Annotated in this window: 30 protein-coding genes; 25 read left to right on the forward strand and 5 right to left on the reverse strand. The window is 70.3% G+C overall.

Going from position 1 to position 11724, the window contains the following annotated elements:
- Positions 1-514, reverse strand: a 514-nt coding sequence (locus VF092_03470) for a homocysteine S-methyltransferase family protein (GenBank protein ID HEX6746350.1), incomplete at its 3' end; no start/stop codon positions are given.
- Positions 515-851: 337 nt separating this feature from the next.
- Between VF092_03470 and VF092_03475 the strand changes: the two genes are divergently transcribed.
- Positions 852-1313 (forward strand): hypothetical protein, encoded by a 462-nt coding sequence (locus tag VF092_03475; GenBank protein HEX6746351.1) that lies wholly within the window; start codon positions 852-854, stop codon positions 1311-1313.
- A gap of 74 nt (positions 1314-1387) precedes the next feature.
- Complete coding sequence (locus VF092_03480) at positions 1388-1561, forward strand: hypothetical protein (GenBank protein HEX6746352.1); 174 nt, start codon at positions 1388-1390, stop codon at positions 1559-1561.
- Between the two features lie 213 nt (positions 1562-1774).
- Here VF092_03480 and VF092_03485 read toward each other — a convergent pair whose 3' ends face one another.
- Positions 1775-2152, reverse strand: coding sequence for a hypothetical protein (locus VF092_03485; protein ID HEX6746353.1), 378 nt, complete (start codon positions 2150-2152; stop codon positions 1775-1777).
- 211 nt (positions 2153-2363) lie between these two features.
- On the opposite strand from VF092_03485, the gene VF092_03490 reads away from it, so the two are divergent.
- Positions 2364-2531, forward strand: coding sequence for a hypothetical protein (locus VF092_03490; GenBank protein ID HEX6746354.1), 168 nt, complete (start codon positions 2364-2366; stop codon positions 2529-2531).
- A gap of 180 nt (positions 2532-2711) precedes the next feature.
- Here the strand turns inward: VF092_03490 and VF092_03495 are convergent, their stop codons facing one another.
- Positions 2712-3476, reverse strand: coding sequence for a TMEM175 family protein (locus tag VF092_03495; protein ID HEX6746355.1), 765 nt, complete (start codon positions 3474-3476; stop codon positions 2712-2714).
- A 266-nt stretch (positions 3477-3742) separates the two neighbouring features.
- On the opposite strand from VF092_03495, the gene VF092_03500 reads away from it, so the two are divergent.
- The 9 genes from VF092_03500 (at position 3743) to VF092_03540 (ending at position 6196) form a co-directional block, all read left to right on the forward strand.
- Positions 3743-3964 carry a hypothetical protein gene (locus VF092_03500; protein ID HEX6746356.1) on the forward strand — a complete coding sequence of 74 codons (222 nt, stop codon included), beginning with the start codon at positions 3743-3745 and terminating at the stop codon, positions 3962-3964.
- Positions 3965-4028: 64 nt separating this feature from the next.
- Positions 4029-4268: a hypothetical protein gene (locus VF092_03505; protein HEX6746357.1), complete on the forward strand. Its 240-nt coding sequence runs from the start codon at positions 4029-4031 to the stop codon at positions 4266-4268.
- A 14-nt stretch (positions 4269-4282) separates the two neighbouring features.
- The gene (locus VF092_03510) at positions 4283-4546 is read left to right on the forward strand and encodes a hypothetical protein (protein ID HEX6746358.1); all 264 of its coding nucleotides are present in this window, start codon (positions 4283-4285) and stop codon (positions 4544-4546) included.
- A gap of 45 nt (positions 4547-4591) precedes the next feature.
- Positions 4592-4882 (forward strand): hypothetical protein, encoded by a 291-nt coding sequence (locus VF092_03515; GenBank protein ID HEX6746359.1) that lies wholly within the window; start codon positions 4592-4594, stop codon positions 4880-4882.
- A gap of 26 nt (positions 4883-4908) precedes the next feature.
- The gene (locus VF092_03520; protein ID HEX6746360.1) at positions 4909-5160 is read left to right on the forward strand and encodes a hypothetical protein; all 252 of its coding nucleotides are present in this window, start codon (positions 4909-4911) and stop codon (positions 5158-5160) included.
- A 77-nt stretch (positions 5161-5237) separates the two neighbouring features.
- Positions 5238-5468, forward strand: coding sequence for a hypothetical protein (locus VF092_03525; GenBank protein ID HEX6746361.1), 231 nt, complete (start codon positions 5238-5240; stop codon positions 5466-5468).
- A 28-nt stretch (positions 5469-5496) separates the two neighbouring features.
- Positions 5497-5742, forward strand: a complete 246-nt coding sequence (locus VF092_03530) for a hypothetical protein (GenBank protein HEX6746362.1) — start codon at positions 5497-5499, stop codon at positions 5740-5742.
- 31 nt (positions 5743-5773) lie between these two features.
- The gene (locus tag VF092_03535; GenBank protein HEX6746363.1) at positions 5774-5974 is read left to right on the forward strand and encodes a hypothetical protein; all 201 of its coding nucleotides are present in this window, start codon (positions 5774-5776) and stop codon (positions 5972-5974) included.
- Positions 5975-5989: 15 nt separating this feature from the next.
- Positions 5990-6196, forward strand: coding sequence for a hypothetical protein (locus VF092_03540; protein HEX6746364.1), 207 nt, complete (start codon positions 5990-5992; stop codon positions 6194-6196).
- Positions 6197-6312: 116 nt separating this feature from the next.
- Here VF092_03540 and VF092_03545 read toward each other — a convergent pair whose 3' ends face one another.
- Both VF092_03545 and VF092_03550 read right to left on the reverse strand, forming a co-directional pair.
- On the reverse strand, positions 6313-7683 hold the full coding sequence (locus tag VF092_03545) for an aminopeptidase P N-terminal domain-containing protein (GenBank protein ID HEX6746365.1): 1371 nt from the start codon (positions 7681-7683) through the stop codon (positions 6313-6315).
- 20 nt (positions 7684-7703) lie between these two features.
- Positions 7704-7976 carry a NifU N-terminal domain-containing protein gene (locus VF092_03550; protein HEX6746366.1) on the reverse strand — a complete coding sequence of 91 codons (273 nt, stop codon included), beginning with the start codon at positions 7974-7976 and terminating at the stop codon, positions 7704-7706.
- A gap of 620 nt (positions 7977-8596) precedes the next feature.
- Here VF092_03550 and VF092_03555 point away from each other — a divergent pair.
- The 13 genes from VF092_03555 (at position 8597) to VF092_03615 (ending at position 11453) form a co-directional block, all read left to right on the forward strand.
- Complete coding sequence (locus VF092_03555; protein HEX6746367.1) at positions 8597-8782, forward strand: hypothetical protein; 186 nt, start codon at positions 8597-8599, stop codon at positions 8780-8782.
- A gap of 35 nt (positions 8783-8817) precedes the next feature.
- Positions 8818-9012 carry a hypothetical protein gene (locus VF092_03560; protein ID HEX6746368.1) on the forward strand — a complete coding sequence of 65 codons (195 nt, stop codon included), beginning with the start codon at positions 8818-8820 and terminating at the stop codon, positions 9010-9012.
- Positions 9013-9044: 32 nt separating this feature from the next.
- Positions 9045-9254, forward strand: coding sequence for a hypothetical protein (locus VF092_03565; GenBank protein HEX6746369.1), 210 nt, complete (start codon positions 9045-9047; stop codon positions 9252-9254).
- Positions 9251-9496, forward strand: coding sequence for a hypothetical protein (locus VF092_03570; protein HEX6746370.1), 246 nt, complete (start codon positions 9251-9253; stop codon positions 9494-9496). The genes VF092_03565 and VF092_03570 overlap by 4 nt, the downstream gene beginning before the upstream one ends.
- A 20-nt stretch (positions 9497-9516) precedes the next feature.
- Positions 9517-9663 (forward strand): hypothetical protein, encoded by a 147-nt coding sequence (locus VF092_03575; GenBank protein ID HEX6746371.1) that lies wholly within the window; start codon positions 9517-9519, stop codon positions 9661-9663.
- A 31-nt stretch (positions 9664-9694) separates the two neighbouring features.
- A complete protein-coding gene (locus VF092_03580; GenBank protein HEX6746372.1) occupies positions 9695-9907 on the forward strand; it encodes a hypothetical protein in 213 nt (70 codons plus the stop codon).
- Between the two features lie 3 nt (positions 9908-9910).
- Positions 9911-10156, forward strand: coding sequence for a hypothetical protein (locus VF092_03585; protein HEX6746373.1), 246 nt, complete (start codon positions 9911-9913; stop codon positions 10154-10156).
- 14 nt (positions 10157-10170) lie between these two features.
- A complete protein-coding gene (locus VF092_03590) occupies positions 10171-10320 on the forward strand; it encodes a hypothetical protein (GenBank protein ID HEX6746374.1) in 150 nt (49 codons plus the stop codon).
- Positions 10321-10348: 28 nt separating this feature from the next.
- Positions 10349-10495, forward strand: coding sequence for a hypothetical protein (locus VF092_03595; GenBank protein HEX6746375.1), 147 nt, complete (start codon positions 10349-10351; stop codon positions 10493-10495).
- 31 nt (positions 10496-10526) lie between these two features.
- Entirely contained in the window at positions 10527-10739 is a 213-nt protein-coding gene (locus VF092_03600; protein HEX6746376.1) for a hypothetical protein, read from the forward strand.
- A gap of 78 nt (positions 10740-10817) precedes the next feature.
- The gene (locus tag VF092_03605) at positions 10818-10991 is read left to right on the forward strand and encodes a hypothetical protein (protein ID HEX6746377.1); all 174 of its coding nucleotides are present in this window, start codon (positions 10818-10820) and stop codon (positions 10989-10991) included.
- 41 nt (positions 10992-11032) lie between these two features.
- Entirely contained in the window at positions 11033-11224 is a 192-nt protein-coding gene (locus tag VF092_03610; GenBank protein HEX6746378.1) for a hypothetical protein, read from the forward strand.
- Positions 11225-11270: 46 nt separating this feature from the next.
- The gene (locus VF092_03615; GenBank protein ID HEX6746379.1) at positions 11271-11453 is read left to right on the forward strand and encodes a hypothetical protein; all 183 of its coding nucleotides are present in this window, start codon (positions 11271-11273) and stop codon (positions 11451-11453) included.
- Positions 11454-11724: the final 271 nt, after the last annotated feature.

The raw sequence follows: 11724 nt of genomic DNA on the forward strand, positions 1-11724 counted from the left end.
GGCTGGTCTCGATCAGCAGCACGTCCACGCCGCCCTCGATCAGCCAGCGCGCCTGCTCGGCGAACACCGGCACCAGCTCGGCCAGCGTGATGTTTCCGAGCGTCGGATCGGATGCCGACGGGAGGAAGCCGCTGGGCCCGATCGACCCGGCGACGAAGCGCTTGCGCCCGTCCCGGGCCTCGAAGCGGTCGGCCACCCGGCGGGCGAGCGAGGCGGCGGCCACGTTGATCTCGCGGACGTCGTTCTCCAGCCCGTACTCGCGCAGCGTCAGGCGGTTGGAGCGGAAGGTGTCCGTCTCCAGCACGTCGCACCCGGCCTCCATGTACGAGGCGTGGATCTCCTCGATGACCCGCGGCTTGGAGATGACGAGATAGTCGTTGCACCCCTCCAGCCGCTCGCCGCCGAAGTCGCTGGCGGAGAGGTCGTAGCGCTGGATGGAGGTGCCCATGGCGCCGTCGAACACGAGCACGCGTTCGGCGAGCGCGGACAGGTAGGGCGAGGTGAGATCGGACATCGGTCGTTCGGATCTTTCGAATACAAAAAGCCCCGCGACTCGGCTGGAGTGCGGGGATCACAGGGGCCCGGGTTGTCCCGGCGGTGGGCCCATCCCGACTCTTTAGCGTTTTTTTACGAGGTCGCAAGCGGTCGCAAATCCATCCTCGGCGCGCCCATCGGGCGTGCAGCACGGAATCTATGCGGCAGCGCCGCGCGCGCAACCCCGGCGAAGCCGGCGGATGCGATCCCCCGGTCCGGCGCGAATGTGAATCTTGTCCCTCCAATCCAGTGTGTGCATGTATTCGTGCGTGGTGATGGACCCCCGATGATGCCGCCCTGAAACGAGGTTTCCCCCCATGACCGGACTGCCCCTTCAGTCCATCGCCGGGATCGTGCTCTTCGCGGTGCTCGCCGCCACGGGCGCCATGCTGATGGCGTACAAGCGAGGCTTCCGCGAGTGGCAGGACGACCTCCCCGCGCCGAACCCGAGCACGTTCGCGAACGCGCCGCGGACGCCGCGGATCACCCTCGAGCCCGCCACGGCCCCGCCCGGCGTGGCGGCGCCCGCGGCGAAGCACGGCGTCGCCTCGGTCGACGTCCACTTCAAGCGGCCGGTGCCGGCCGAGAAGCCGGAGTTCCCGTGGCTGTCGCACTGCTCGTACGTGTGGCTGCTGGTGTGGGCGCTCGGCGGGCTGGCGATGTCGCTGGCGTTCTTCGCATTCCGGTGGGACGACCGCGGGGCCGTGGCGCTCTGGTACGCGGCGGGCTTCACCGCCTGGGCACTGGTGATGTGGATCGCGATCCGCGCGTTCAGGTAGCGGCGCGTGGCACGGGCGCTGCGGCTGAGCGCCGGCCGTTCGCACAGCCTTGATCCCGTCACGAGGAGCCGACCATGCACAAGGTGAAGCTGGAGATCGAGAAACTGGCGGTCGAGTCGTTCGAGGCCGCCGAGACGCCGGAGCCGCAGGCCGGCACCGTCCACGCGAACGCCGCGGAGCAGATCGCGTCCAAGCCGCTGTCGGACTGCTTCTGGTCCCTCTGCCAGACCTGCGGCATCTACTGCTGAACGGAGATGGAAAGTCCGGCAGGCGGGCCTCGCACCACGCGAAGCCCGCCCGCCGCTATTTCACGCACTCACGTGCGAGCCTCGCCCGGCGCGCGGAGATTCGCGTCCGGCGATCCGGCAGAATCGGACCGGTCGTGATCCGCAAATGAAAACGGACGGGCCTCGCACAGTGCGACGCCCGCCCGCCACCGTCGTCTCAGCACTCAGCACTTCTCACCGCGACGAGCACCCGTGCCGCCGGTCCCACCGGTCCTCGGTGCGGTCGCGGACGTCCTCGTGGCGGTCGCGCCGGTTCTCGCGCCGGTCGATGCGGTTCTCGCGGCGGTCGGCCCTGTTCTCCAGCCGGTCGCCAACGCCGCCGTGGTGGCGCCGGTCCCAGCGGTTCTCCCGGCGATCCCGCCGGTCCTCCGCGCGGTCGCGCACGTCCTCGCGGCGATCGCGGCGGTCCTCCCGCCGGTCGCGCACGCCCTCGGCGCGGTCGCGGATACACTGCCGTACCGCGTGCTCGTGGCGGAGGTTCGCGCGGCCGCTCTGCGCGTGGAGCGCCGCGGGCGCGGCGGCGAGCGCCAGGGCGATGACGAGAGCCTTCATGACAGCCTCCGTGGCTTGATGGGTTCCGCGGCCCGCACCGCGGAGCCGCTCCACCAAGCCATACAGGCGCGCAGCGCCGGGCGTTGGGATAGGGGTCATACTGATCTTTTCCAGACACATATTGACGACAGCGGGCAGGCCCGGTATCCTCCGGGGCGCCGGCCCGAAACCCGGCCCGGTGAACGACTCACCCACTCCCTTTGGAGGATGCATGGCCAAGCTGACGCTGGACGTAAACGCGCTGGCGGTGGAGACGTTCGCGACCGATCGGGGCGCCGCGAAGGGTTCGGGCACCGTGATGGGGCACCAGGGCGCCTTTCTGTTGGATTCCTTCGGGCTCTATTGCTCCACCAACTACACCTGCCCGGTCACGCGCTGACCATCGCGGTACGTCCGCCACGCCGAACGGGGCCGCGCGACGCATCGCGCGGCCCTGTGCCGTTCACCCCAAGGGTGGCAGATCAGTCGCCGCAGACGGCCCGGCTCCAGCGGCGGGAGCCGGAGCAAGCGCCTGATATGACATGACAGCCGTCTCCGAGGTTCGCGCCCTCCGAAGGGATCAGGGCGACGCCGCGCGCTCGGCGGCCAGGCGGCGGTCCAGCCGCTTCCGTCCCGCGCCGGAGATGAAGCCGTGCACGGTCATCGCCGGCCCCGTCATCATGTACGTCACCCCGCCCCACTGCGCGCCCAGCCACACCGACACGAGCATCGAGGTGATGCCGATGGCCACGTTCAGCAGCGTCTCGCGGATGTTGTCGCGCGTCTCGTAGCGCTCCACCTCGTCCAGCTCCAGCGCGTCGCGCCGGCGGTAGGCGTGGCCGTACATCAGCGCGAAGAGGAGGAACACGGCCACGTAACCCGCGCCGAACACCAGCATCATCGACGCGCCCTGCCCGCGCGCGGTGAAGACCTCCACCACGCGCCCGTCCGGCAGCCGCGCCACGCTTCCCAGTCCCATGAGCTGCCCCACCACCAGGCCGAACACGAACTTCAGGGGATAGACGAAGAAGACGATCACGAACAGCAGCAGCGCGTTCAGCAGGATGGTGACGCCGTCCTCCAGCCCGAAGCGGCGGAACCAGCGGTACTGGTGGAGCCAGACCAGGAAGAGGAGCGCGAAGCACGCGGCGAAGGTGCCGAAGCCGCGCATGGTGTCCATCAGCTGCGCGTAGGTGCGCGGCGCCTCGAGCGACACCACCAGCAGGGTGATGGCGAAGCCGAACACGGCGTCGCTGAGCGCCTCCAGCCGCGACACCTCGGTGCCGCGCCAGCGGAAGCCGTTCCTCTCCACCTTCCCCACCGGCACGTGGCGGCGACCGATCATCCTTCCCTCGCAGGCGCCAAGTGAACGGATCTCATTCGCGTAAGAACGGCCGATCCGTATCTCCCGATTGGCATCATCTCTTCATCGAGAAGAAGGAAAATCTGCGTGATCATTGGCGTTTTCAGCACAGGCGCAAATTGTCCAACGCGCACGTTGCGCCGTCTCGCGAAGTGGATTATTGTTGACCGTAAACGTGTAACAGAGGCGGGTCCGCACCGCCCGTGCAGACGGCGCGGCCGCGAACACTCATGCACGGGAGGCGGCGCATGCGCAAGAAGCTCACGCTGGACCCCGAACGGCTCACGGTGAGCTCGTTCGACACCGGGCGGGGCGACGAGGCGCCCCGCGGCACCGTGCAGGCGCAGGCGGCGTGTACCTGCTGGCGCACCTGCGTCTGTCCCAGCGCCATCTACTGGTGCGCGGACATCGCGGAGACGGTGTATTCGTGCGACTACACGCACAACGCCAGCTGCTTGACGACGTCGTGACACGGCGAGAGGGGTGCGGGCCCGGACGGGCCCGCACCCCTTCGCACGTTCCGGAGGTGGACCGATGAGGAAGAAGCTGAGCCTGGACGTGGACGCGCTCTCCGTGGCCTCCTTCCCGACGGCGGAGGCCGGGCCCGCGCGCGGCACGGTGCACGGGGCGGTGGACGACTGCACCTGCAAGGCCTCGTGCGCCTGCCCCAGCGCGTACTTCTACTGCAACACCAACCCGGTCAACACCATCTACTCGTGCCACTACACCCAGAACGCGAGCTGCTACTACACGCAGACCTGCCCCACGGCCTGAAAGGAGACGCGGCGATGAAGCGCAAGCTGACGCTGGAGCTGGACGGACTCTCGGTCGACTCCTGGTCGACCACCGACAACGCCGCGGACGCGCGCGGCACGGTGCAGGCGCGCGAAGACTCGGACGCGCCGCAGTACTTCGACTGCACCTGCGCCAAGACCTGCGTGTGCCCCAGCGCCTACTACTGGTGCGGCGACGGCTACCAGACGCTGTACTCGTGCACCTACACCAACAACGAGAGCTGCGTCTACACCAGGGCCTGCCCGGTCACGAGCTGACGGCGGCCGGCACCGTCACCCCATCTCCACCCGCAAGGAGGCAGCGTGCGCAAGAAGCTGAAGCTGGAATCGCTCGACGTCGACTCGTTTCCCACCACCGGCGTCCGCGCGAAGGAACGCGGGACGGTGCGCGGCGCGGGCGACGACTGCACTTGCGTGGACAGCTGCCCGTGCCCCACCAACGCGTACTACTGCGCCACGGTGATGGCCACGGTGATCTCGTGCGCGTACACGGAGAACGCGAGCTGCGCGTACGACACCCAGGACGAGAGCTGCGGATGCAGCTGGGTCGGCTGCCCGTCGTACCCTGTCTGCATGGAAACCGAGGAGTGCTGACGAACCCGGGAGAGGGAGAAAACGAGATGAGAGCGAAGAAGAAGCTGGACCTGGACGCGCTGGCGGTGGACAGCTTCGACACCAGCAGCGCCGCGAAGGGCGAGGGCACCGTGCACGCGCACGAGGTGGATCCCCAGCCCACGCCGCCGGAGTACGCGCCCTGCACCTGCTTCTACAGCTGCCTGTGCAAGACGGCGTACTACCACTGCGGCACCGGGCCGTACACCATCTACTCGTGCGACTACACGTACAACGGAAGCTGCCCGGTCACCTGGTAGGACGGCCGCGGACGGGAGGGGCGCATCGCCGCCCCACCCGTCTTCCTTTCCGGTACGCAGGGAGATGGGAGGAGACGATGCGGAGGAAGAAGCTGGAGCTCGACACGCTCTCCGTCGACAGCTTCCCCACGGCGGCGGACGACGGCGGGCGGGGGACCGTGCGCGCGCACCTGGACGAGTACGCGGCGGCCAGGGGATGCACCTGCCGGGGGACGTGCCTGTGCCCCACCGCGTACTACAACTGCGGCACCGGCCCGTTCACTATCTACTCGTGCGACTACACGGCCAACAACAGCTGCACGGTGTAGCCGTCTGCACCCGACGAGGAGTGACGCGATGAAGAAGCTCAGGCTGGACCCCGGCTCGCTGCGCGTGCAGGGCTTCCCCACCGGCCGCGCGGACGGGGACCGTGGGACCGTGGCCGGCCGCGCGCCGTGCACGTCCGTGGCCACGTGCCCGTGCGACACGGGGCGCTGGGCGTGCGAGCCGCGCGATACCAACTACTCGTGCGACTACACGTGGGCGGGCGACACCTGTGACTCCTTCCCCACCGAGGTGAGTCCCACCTGCATGTGCGCGTAGGTCCGTGAACCCACGCCAACCGGAGGGAAGGATGGAGAAGAAGACGCTGAAGCTCGACGCGCTGGCGGTCAGCTCTTTCGAGACCGCCGATGCCGCGCCCGACCTCGGGACGGTGGAGGCGCGGGAGGCCGACTGCACCGCACCGGCCACCTGCAAGTGCCCCACCTCGCTGTGGGCGTGCGGCACCATCGCCGCCACGCGCTACTCGTGCCCGCGGACCTTCGACTGCTGACGAAAGGAGGCCGCGATGAAGAAGAAGCTCGACCTCTCGCTCGAGCGGCTGGCGGTGGACTCGTTCGCCGCCGGCGGCGCCGAGCGCCGCGATGCGGGGACGGTGCACGCGGCCGAGCGCCCGTGCACCTCGTGGAACACCTGCCAGTGCCCCACCTCGGCGTACGTGTGCTCCACACGCCCGGCGACCGCGATCTCCTGCCCGCAGACGTCGCTCTGCTGAGGGGAGAAGAAACAGAAAAGTCTCACGCAGAGTCAGCAGGGTCAGCAGAGAGAACAGCTCAGTTCTCTGCTGACCCTGCTGACTCTGCGTGAGATAAATCTTTTTCTGGATTCAGGTCACCCCGCGTCGGCGCCGACCAGCGCCTCGATCTCCTCCGGGGCGACGGGGACGCCGCGGGTCAGGACCTCGTGCCCGTCCTCCGTCACCAGCACGTCGTCCTCGATGCGCACGCCGATGCCGCGCAGCTCCGCCGGCGCGCCCTCCGCGTCGGCGGGGATGTAGATGCCGGGCTCGATGGTGAAGATCATCCCCGGGCGCAGCGGCAGCCAGTCGCCGCCGCGGGCGCGGTAGTCGCCGGCGTCGTGCACGTCCAGCCCCAGCCAGTGGCTGGTCTGGTGCATGTAGTAGCGCTTGAACTCCTCCCCGTCGATCAGCTCCTGCGGATCTCCCTGCAGCAGGCCGAGCTCCACCATCTCCTCCGCCAGCCGCAGCCGCGTTGCGTCGTGGATCTCGGCGATCGTCACCCCCGGCCGCACCATCGCGATCGCCGCCTCCTCGGCGCGCAGGACGGCCTCGTACACCCGCCGCTGCGGCGCGGTGAAGCGGCCGGAGACGGGGAAGGTGCGGGTGATGTCGCCGCAGTACATCCCCCACTCGGCGCCGGCGTCGATCAGCACCAGCTCGCCCTCTTCCGCGCGGCGCTGGTTGAGCACGTAGTGCAGGATGGTGGCGTTCGCGCCCGCGCCGACGATGGAGGGGTACGCCGGCCCCGCGTCGGGCCCCGCGGCGCGGAAGGTGGAGTCGACCACGTTGGCCAGCTCCCACTCTCCGATCCCCGGGCGTACCGCGCGCATCGCGCGGACGTGCGCCTGCGCGGAGAGCTGGCAGGCGCGGCGGACGAGATCGGCCTCCGCCGGCTCCTTCACCACGCGCATCGGGTCCAGGATCCCCGCGGGGTCCATCACGTCCGACGGGCCCTTCCCGGTGCGCGCGCGGCGCAGCCGCCACTCGCGGATCCAGGGAACGAGCCGCCGGTCCATCTCCTCGTCGCTCCCCAGCGCGTACCAGATGGCGCCGGCCGCCTCCAGCAGCGGCTTGAGGCGCGTCTCCAGCTCCTCCAGCGGGTACGCCGCGTCCGCGCCGAAGCGCTCCTTCGCCCCCTCGACGCCGGCGCGCGGGCCGTTCCAGGTCTCGCGCTCGCGGTCGCGCGGGCGCACGAACAGGGTGAAGCGGTGCTCGGGGTCGTGCGGCGTGAGCACCGCCACGCCGGGCTCGCGGAAGCCGGTCAGGTAGAAGAAGTCGCTGTCCTGGCGGTACAGCACCTCGGTGTCGCGCGACTTGATCAGCTCGGGCGCCGAGCAGAGCACGGCCACGCCGCCGCCCAGCGCCTCCAGGAAGCGCTCGCGCCGGCGGCCGTGCGGGTCGTCGGGAAAGGGGAGCGGCGCGTCGGTGCCGGCGATCTCGTGCAGGGTCGTGGCCATCGTCATCTACGACTGCTTCGGGGGATTCAGAGCACTTCGCGGAGCGCCGCCTGCACGCGCGGCGCCAGGTCGGCCCACGCCGCACCCGCCTCCTTCGTCACCGTGACGAAGTCCGCCACCACGAAGAGGGAGGCCACGCCCGGCTCGGCAAAGAGCCGCTCGGCCAGCGCGTCGCCCGCCGCCGCGTCGGGCGAGGCGAAGGTCACCCCGCGCCGCCCCTCCACCAGCGTGCGGCCGACGGTGAACTTCCCCGCGTTGGGGTTGGGCGTCTCCTGGAAGCGCACCTTCGGCTTCGGCACGGCGGCTCGGGCGGTCGGGCGTGAGGTTCGGGCCGTCGCGCGGCCGGGGCGTGAAGTCTATCCGGCCGCGCCGCGGCGGCGCAACGGCCCGTACCCCGCCGCCGCGGGCGCGGTTTCCCGCCGGGACAAAGATCCCATCCGCTTCGGGAAAAATGTGAACAGATGGAATCTTGCGGGGGCGCGAAAGATGCGTCACCCTTCACGCATCGCCCACCATGACCGACAGCGCCGCGCTCCGCCGCCCCGCTCGCCCGTGCGAGCCCCGGCGCGGAGGAAATGGCGCCGCCGCGAACGCCGCCCGTGCCGCGCGGACCTCGTCTCCACCCGTCGAGAGAGCGTCCGGATCGGTGCCGCCGGGGCGCGTCCGCGGCGCGGCGGGAGCCCTGCATCGGGAGGGGATCTGATGCGGATGCGGAGCGGGACGCACGAAGATTCGCGGGACGCGCGGAAGCTCGTCCGCGTCCCCACCTGCGCGTGTATCCCCGCCTGCGGCTGTCCGGCCGCGCGTGGAGCGACGACCGTCCCCTGACCGGGCGCCGGTGCCGACGATGGCACCGGCGCCCGCGTCCGTTTCCGCGGGCACCGCGCCCGCGCTCACGCCATCCGCGTGGAGGATCGTGATGAAGAAGCTGCACCTCGATGCCGACGCGATCTCCGTCACCTCGTTCCCCACGGCCTCGATGCCGCACGCCTCGCCGGGGACGGTGGCGGGGCATGCGGCCACGTCGTTCGGCCAGGCCAGCTGCGGGATCACCTGCAACACGTCGTGCGGCGGGGGCGGATTCTGCACCTGCCACCCGGCGTAATCTCCATCAACCCTCGAAAACGGGAGGACGCGAAGATGCCGAAGCTCAGGATGGACGTGGAGACCCTGTCGGTGGAGTCGTTCCCCGTGGCCCCCGAGGCGCCCGCGTTCGGCGGCACGGTCGACGCCGCGGAGGCGATGGCCACGCGCGAGCTGTACTGCACCCGGGGCGACACCTGCCGCACCAGCTGCGGCCGCGTGGGCGACTGCACCTGCCCGATCCCCGCGTGACGGGGCGGGCATCCACCTGTGAGGAGGACGCCATGAACAAGATCCGGCTGAGCCTGGACCGCCTGGCGGTGGAGAGCTTCACCACCGGCAAGCAGGCGGAGGAGGCATCGGGAACGGTGCACGCGGCCTTCGCGCCCACCAGCACCGGCGGCAACTGCGCCACCTGCAGGGGCGCCACCTGCTTCACCTCGTGCGCGGGCGCCGCCGGCGACGTGGCCTGCACCTGCCCGATCCAGCCATGAGAAAACTGAGGCTGGACGTCGACTCGCTCGCCGTGGAGTCGTTCGCCACGGTGGTTGCCGCGGATGCGCCGGGTACCGTGCGCGGCGCGGAGATCATCACGCAGACGTGCTCGCCGGGGCCCACCTGCCATCCCTCGTGCGAGGAGTCCGACACCTGCGCCACCTCGTGCGCCGGCGGACCGTACTGCGACTGCCTGCCGTCGGGATGCCCGAAGGCGAGCGTCTGCTGCATCGACGCGTGAAACCGGGAGGAGAAAGGACGATGCCGAAGAAGACGCTGGATCCCGAGGCCCTGGCCATCGAGACCTTCGCCACCACGCCGAGGATGGACGTGGCCGCGGTCGTGGAGCACGCCAGGGCCAGCGGCGCGACCTCGTGCGTGAACCGGCCGCCGTACTGCACCTGCTGAGCGGATGTTCACTTACGACCGGAGGACGGAGATGCGCAAGCTGTTGCTGGACGTGGCCGGGCTGGCGGTGGAGTCGTTCCCCACCGCCGGCGCGAACGAGGCGCTGAAGGGCACCGTGGACGCGGCCGAGTTCACGGTGAAAACCGCCCAGTGCGGCAGCTGCGGCGGAGAGACCTGCGCCGGAGTGAGCTGCTTCACCTCGTGCATCCCCGGCGGCCCGGGATGCACCTGCCCGGTGAACTGAGCCATGAAGAAGCTGAGACTGGACGTCGACTCGCTCGGCGTGGAGTCGTTCGCCACCGCGCCGGCGGCCTCGGCGCCGGGGACCGTGCGTGGCGCGGCGGACACCGAGGTGTGCTCGGGGGGGCCGGTGACCTGCCACCCCTCGTACGACCCGTGCGAGACCTGCGCCACCTCGTGCGCCGGCGGGCCCTGGTGCGACTGCCTGCCCTCGGGATGCCCGAAGGCGAGCGTATGCTGCCCCACCTCGTGAACGAAGAATGAGCGATGCCGACGAAGACGCTGGATCCCGAGGCGCTGGCGGTCGAGACCTTCGCCACCACGCCGAGGATCGACGTGGCAGCCGCCGCCGAGGCGCAGGCGAGGGCAAGCGTTCGCACCTCGTGTCCCAACGGCCCGCCGTACTGCACCTGCTGATCGCGCCCACACACGAAAGGAGGGAAGGATGCCGAAGAAGACGCTGGACCCCGACGCGCTGAAGGTGGAGAGCTACGCCACCGCCGCGCCCGCCCCGGCGGCGGACGCCACGCGCGGGCCCGTGGCGACCCGCGTCACCTCGTGCCCCGACGGGCCGCCGCGCTGCACCTGCTGACGGCGGCGATCACCCCAACCCGGAGGGAAGGATGCGGAAGCTTGCGCTGGACGTGAACGGGATCATGGTGGAGTCGTTCCCCACCTCGCGTGCGGACGAAGAGGTGAAGGGCACCATCCGGGCCGCCGAAGGCACGCGGACCGGCGCGTGCGGGACGTGCGTCGGATACACCTGCGCCGGACCGAGCTGCTTCACCTCGTGCGATCCCGGCGGCCCGGACTGCACCTGCCCGCCGCCCCTCTGATCCGAGGCTCCCCGGTCGCCCGCCGGCGGGGCCCACCCGCGCGGCGGCCGATTGCCAACCCTGTGCAAGGAGGGAAGGATGCAGAAGCTGTCGCTGGACGTGGACGATCTCGCGGTGGAGTCGTTCCCCACCGAGGCACCCACCCCCGTCGAGGAAGGGACGGTGCACGCGCAGATGGCCACGCAGCACTGCGTCAGCCGTTTCACCTCGTGCCGCGCGGACATGCGCGACGCCTGCACCTGCCCCGTATAGCGGGCGCGCGGGCGGTGTTCACCACAACCGGAGGTTCGACAATGCGGAAGCTGATGCTGGACGTGGACCGCCTGGCCGTCGAGTCGTGGGCGACCGACGACCGCGCGACGGAGTCGGTGGGCACGGTGGAGGCGAACGAGGCCACGCTGCGGCCCTGCGGCAGCGGCCAGCCGAGCTGCTTCACCTCGTGCCGCGGCGACATGCGCGACGCCTGCACCTGCCCGCCGCCCTGAGCCGGGGCGGAAGGCGTCGCGTGCAATCCCGATCCCGGAGGAGCGGATGAGAAAGGTCAGGCTGGACTTCGACCACCTGCGGGTGGAGTCGTTCGTGGCGGGGCTGCAGGAGCGGCTGGAGGGCGGCACCGTGGAGGCGCGCGCCACCGGCAACACCTGCCAGAGCACCTGCTGGAACACCTGTCCGATGACGTGCAGCCACGAGATCGCGTGCCACAACACCACCTGAGCGCGCGGTGAAGTGCGTGAGCGCGTGAGTGCGGAAGTGCGCCGGATTCGCCCGAGTCCGGCGCACTTTCGCATTGTCTCGCTCTGGATCTGTGTTTCCCGGGCGTGTGCCGAGATGGGGCGGTTAAAACCGCGGCGTAACCGTTCAGTTGGTCGGCAGAATCGTGGGCGCGGGGGTGCCAGCACGCAGGGCTGCGATGGAGCGAGCTACAAAGTCGAGCGGATGAATTCCTTGTTGCTGACAGGTCGCGCTGATCGAGAGGATGCGCTCG

Source organism: Longimicrobium sp., assembly GCA_036377595.1.
Classification (GTDB): Bacteria; Gemmatimonadota; Gemmatimonadetes; order Longimicrobiales; family Longimicrobiaceae; genus Longimicrobium.

Bases quoted from the DNA above. Each gene is read 5' to 3' on its own strand.
- VF092_03595 (HEX6746375.1), top strand. From the start codon at position 10,349: ATGCCGAAGAAGACGCTGGACCCCGACGCGCTGAAGGTGGAGAGCTAC.
- VF092_03485 (HEX6746353.1), bottom strand. From the start codon at position 2,152: ATGAAGGCTCTCGTCATCGCCCTGGCGCTCGCCGCCGCGCCCGCGGCG.
- VF092_03510 (HEX6746358.1), top strand. From the start codon at position 4,283: ATGAAGCGCAAGCTGACGCTGGAGCTGGACGGACTCTCGGTCGACTCC.
- VF092_03575 (HEX6746371.1), top strand. From the start codon at position 9,517: ATGCCGAAGAAGACGCTGGATCCCGAGGCCCTGGCCATCGAGACCTTC.
- VF092_03580 (HEX6746372.1), top strand. From the start codon at position 9,695: ATGCGCAAGCTGTTGCTGGACGTGGCCGGGCTGGCGGTGGAGTCGTTC.
- VF092_03545 (HEX6746365.1), bottom strand. From the start codon at position 7,683: ATGACGATGGCCACGACCCTGCACGAGATCGCCGGCACCGACGCGCCG.
- VF092_03525 (HEX6746361.1), top strand. From the start codon at position 5,238: ATGCGGAGGAAGAAGCTGGAGCTCGACACGCTCTCCGTCGACAGCTTC.
- VF092_03560 (HEX6746368.1), top strand. From the start codon at position 8,818: ATGCCGAAGCTCAGGATGGACGTGGAGACCCTGTCGGTGGAGTCGTTC.
- VF092_03535 (HEX6746363.1), top strand. From the start codon at position 5,774: ATGGAGAAGAAGACGCTGAAGCTCGACGCGCTGGCGGTCAGCTCTTTC.
- VF092_03610 (HEX6746378.1), top strand. From the start codon at position 11,033: ATGCGGAAGCTGATGCTGGACGTGGACCGCCTGGCCGTCGAGTCGTGG.
- VF092_03480 (HEX6746352.1), top strand. From the start codon at position 1,388: ATGCACAAGGTGAAGCTGGAGATCGAGAAACTGGCGGTCGAGTCGTTC.
- VF092_03495 (HEX6746355.1), bottom strand. From the start codon at position 3,476: ATGATCGGTCGCCGCCACGTGCCGGTGGGGAAGGTGGAGAGGAACGGC.
- VF092_03605 (HEX6746377.1), top strand. From the start codon at position 10,818: ATGCAGAAGCTGTCGCTGGACGTGGACGATCTCGCGGTGGAGTCGTTC.
- VF092_03565 (HEX6746369.1), top strand. From the start codon at position 9,045: ATGAACAAGATCCGGCTGAGCCTGGACCGCCTGGCGGTGGAGAGCTTC.
- VF092_03600 (HEX6746376.1), top strand. From the start codon at position 10,527: ATGCGGAAGCTTGCGCTGGACGTGAACGGGATCATGGTGGAGTCGTTC.
- VF092_03585 (HEX6746373.1), top strand. From the start codon at position 9,911: ATGAAGAAGCTGAGACTGGACGTCGACTCGCTCGGCGTGGAGTCGTTC.
- VF092_03615 (HEX6746379.1), top strand. From the start codon at position 11,271: ATGAGAAAGGTCAGGCTGGACTTCGACCACCTGCGGGTGGAGTCGTTC.
- VF092_03540 (HEX6746364.1), top strand. From the start codon at position 5,990: ATGAAGAAGAAGCTCGACCTCTCGCTCGAGCGGCTGGCGGTGGACTCG.
- VF092_03490 (HEX6746354.1), top strand. From the start codon at position 2,364: ATGGCCAAGCTGACGCTGGACGTAAACGCGCTGGCGGTGGAGACGTTC.
- VF092_03555 (HEX6746367.1), top strand. From the start codon at position 8,597: ATGAAGAAGCTGCACCTCGATGCCGACGCGATCTCCGTCACCTCGTTC.
- VF092_03590 (HEX6746374.1), top strand. From the start codon at position 10,171: ATGCCGACGAAGACGCTGGATCCCGAGGCGCTGGCGGTCGAGACCTTC.
- VF092_03475 (HEX6746351.1), top strand. From the start codon at position 852: ATGACCGGACTGCCCCTTCAGTCCATCGCCGGGATCGTGCTCTTCGCG.
- VF092_03505 (HEX6746357.1), top strand. From the start codon at position 4,029: ATGAGGAAGAAGCTGAGCCTGGACGTGGACGCGCTCTCCGTGGCCTCC.
- VF092_03520 (HEX6746360.1), top strand. From the start codon at position 4,909: ATGAGAGCGAAGAAGAAGCTGGACCTGGACGCGCTGGCGGTGGACAGC.
- VF092_03530 (HEX6746362.1), top strand. From the start codon at position 5,497: ATGAAGAAGCTCAGGCTGGACCCCGGCTCGCTGCGCGTGCAGGGCTTC.
- VF092_03570 (HEX6746370.1), top strand. From the start codon at position 9,251: ATGAGAAAACTGAGGCTGGACGTCGACTCGCTCGCCGTGGAGTCGTTC.
- VF092_03500 (HEX6746356.1), top strand. From the start codon at position 3,743: ATGCGCAAGAAGCTCACGCTGGACCCCGAACGGCTCACGGTGAGCTCG.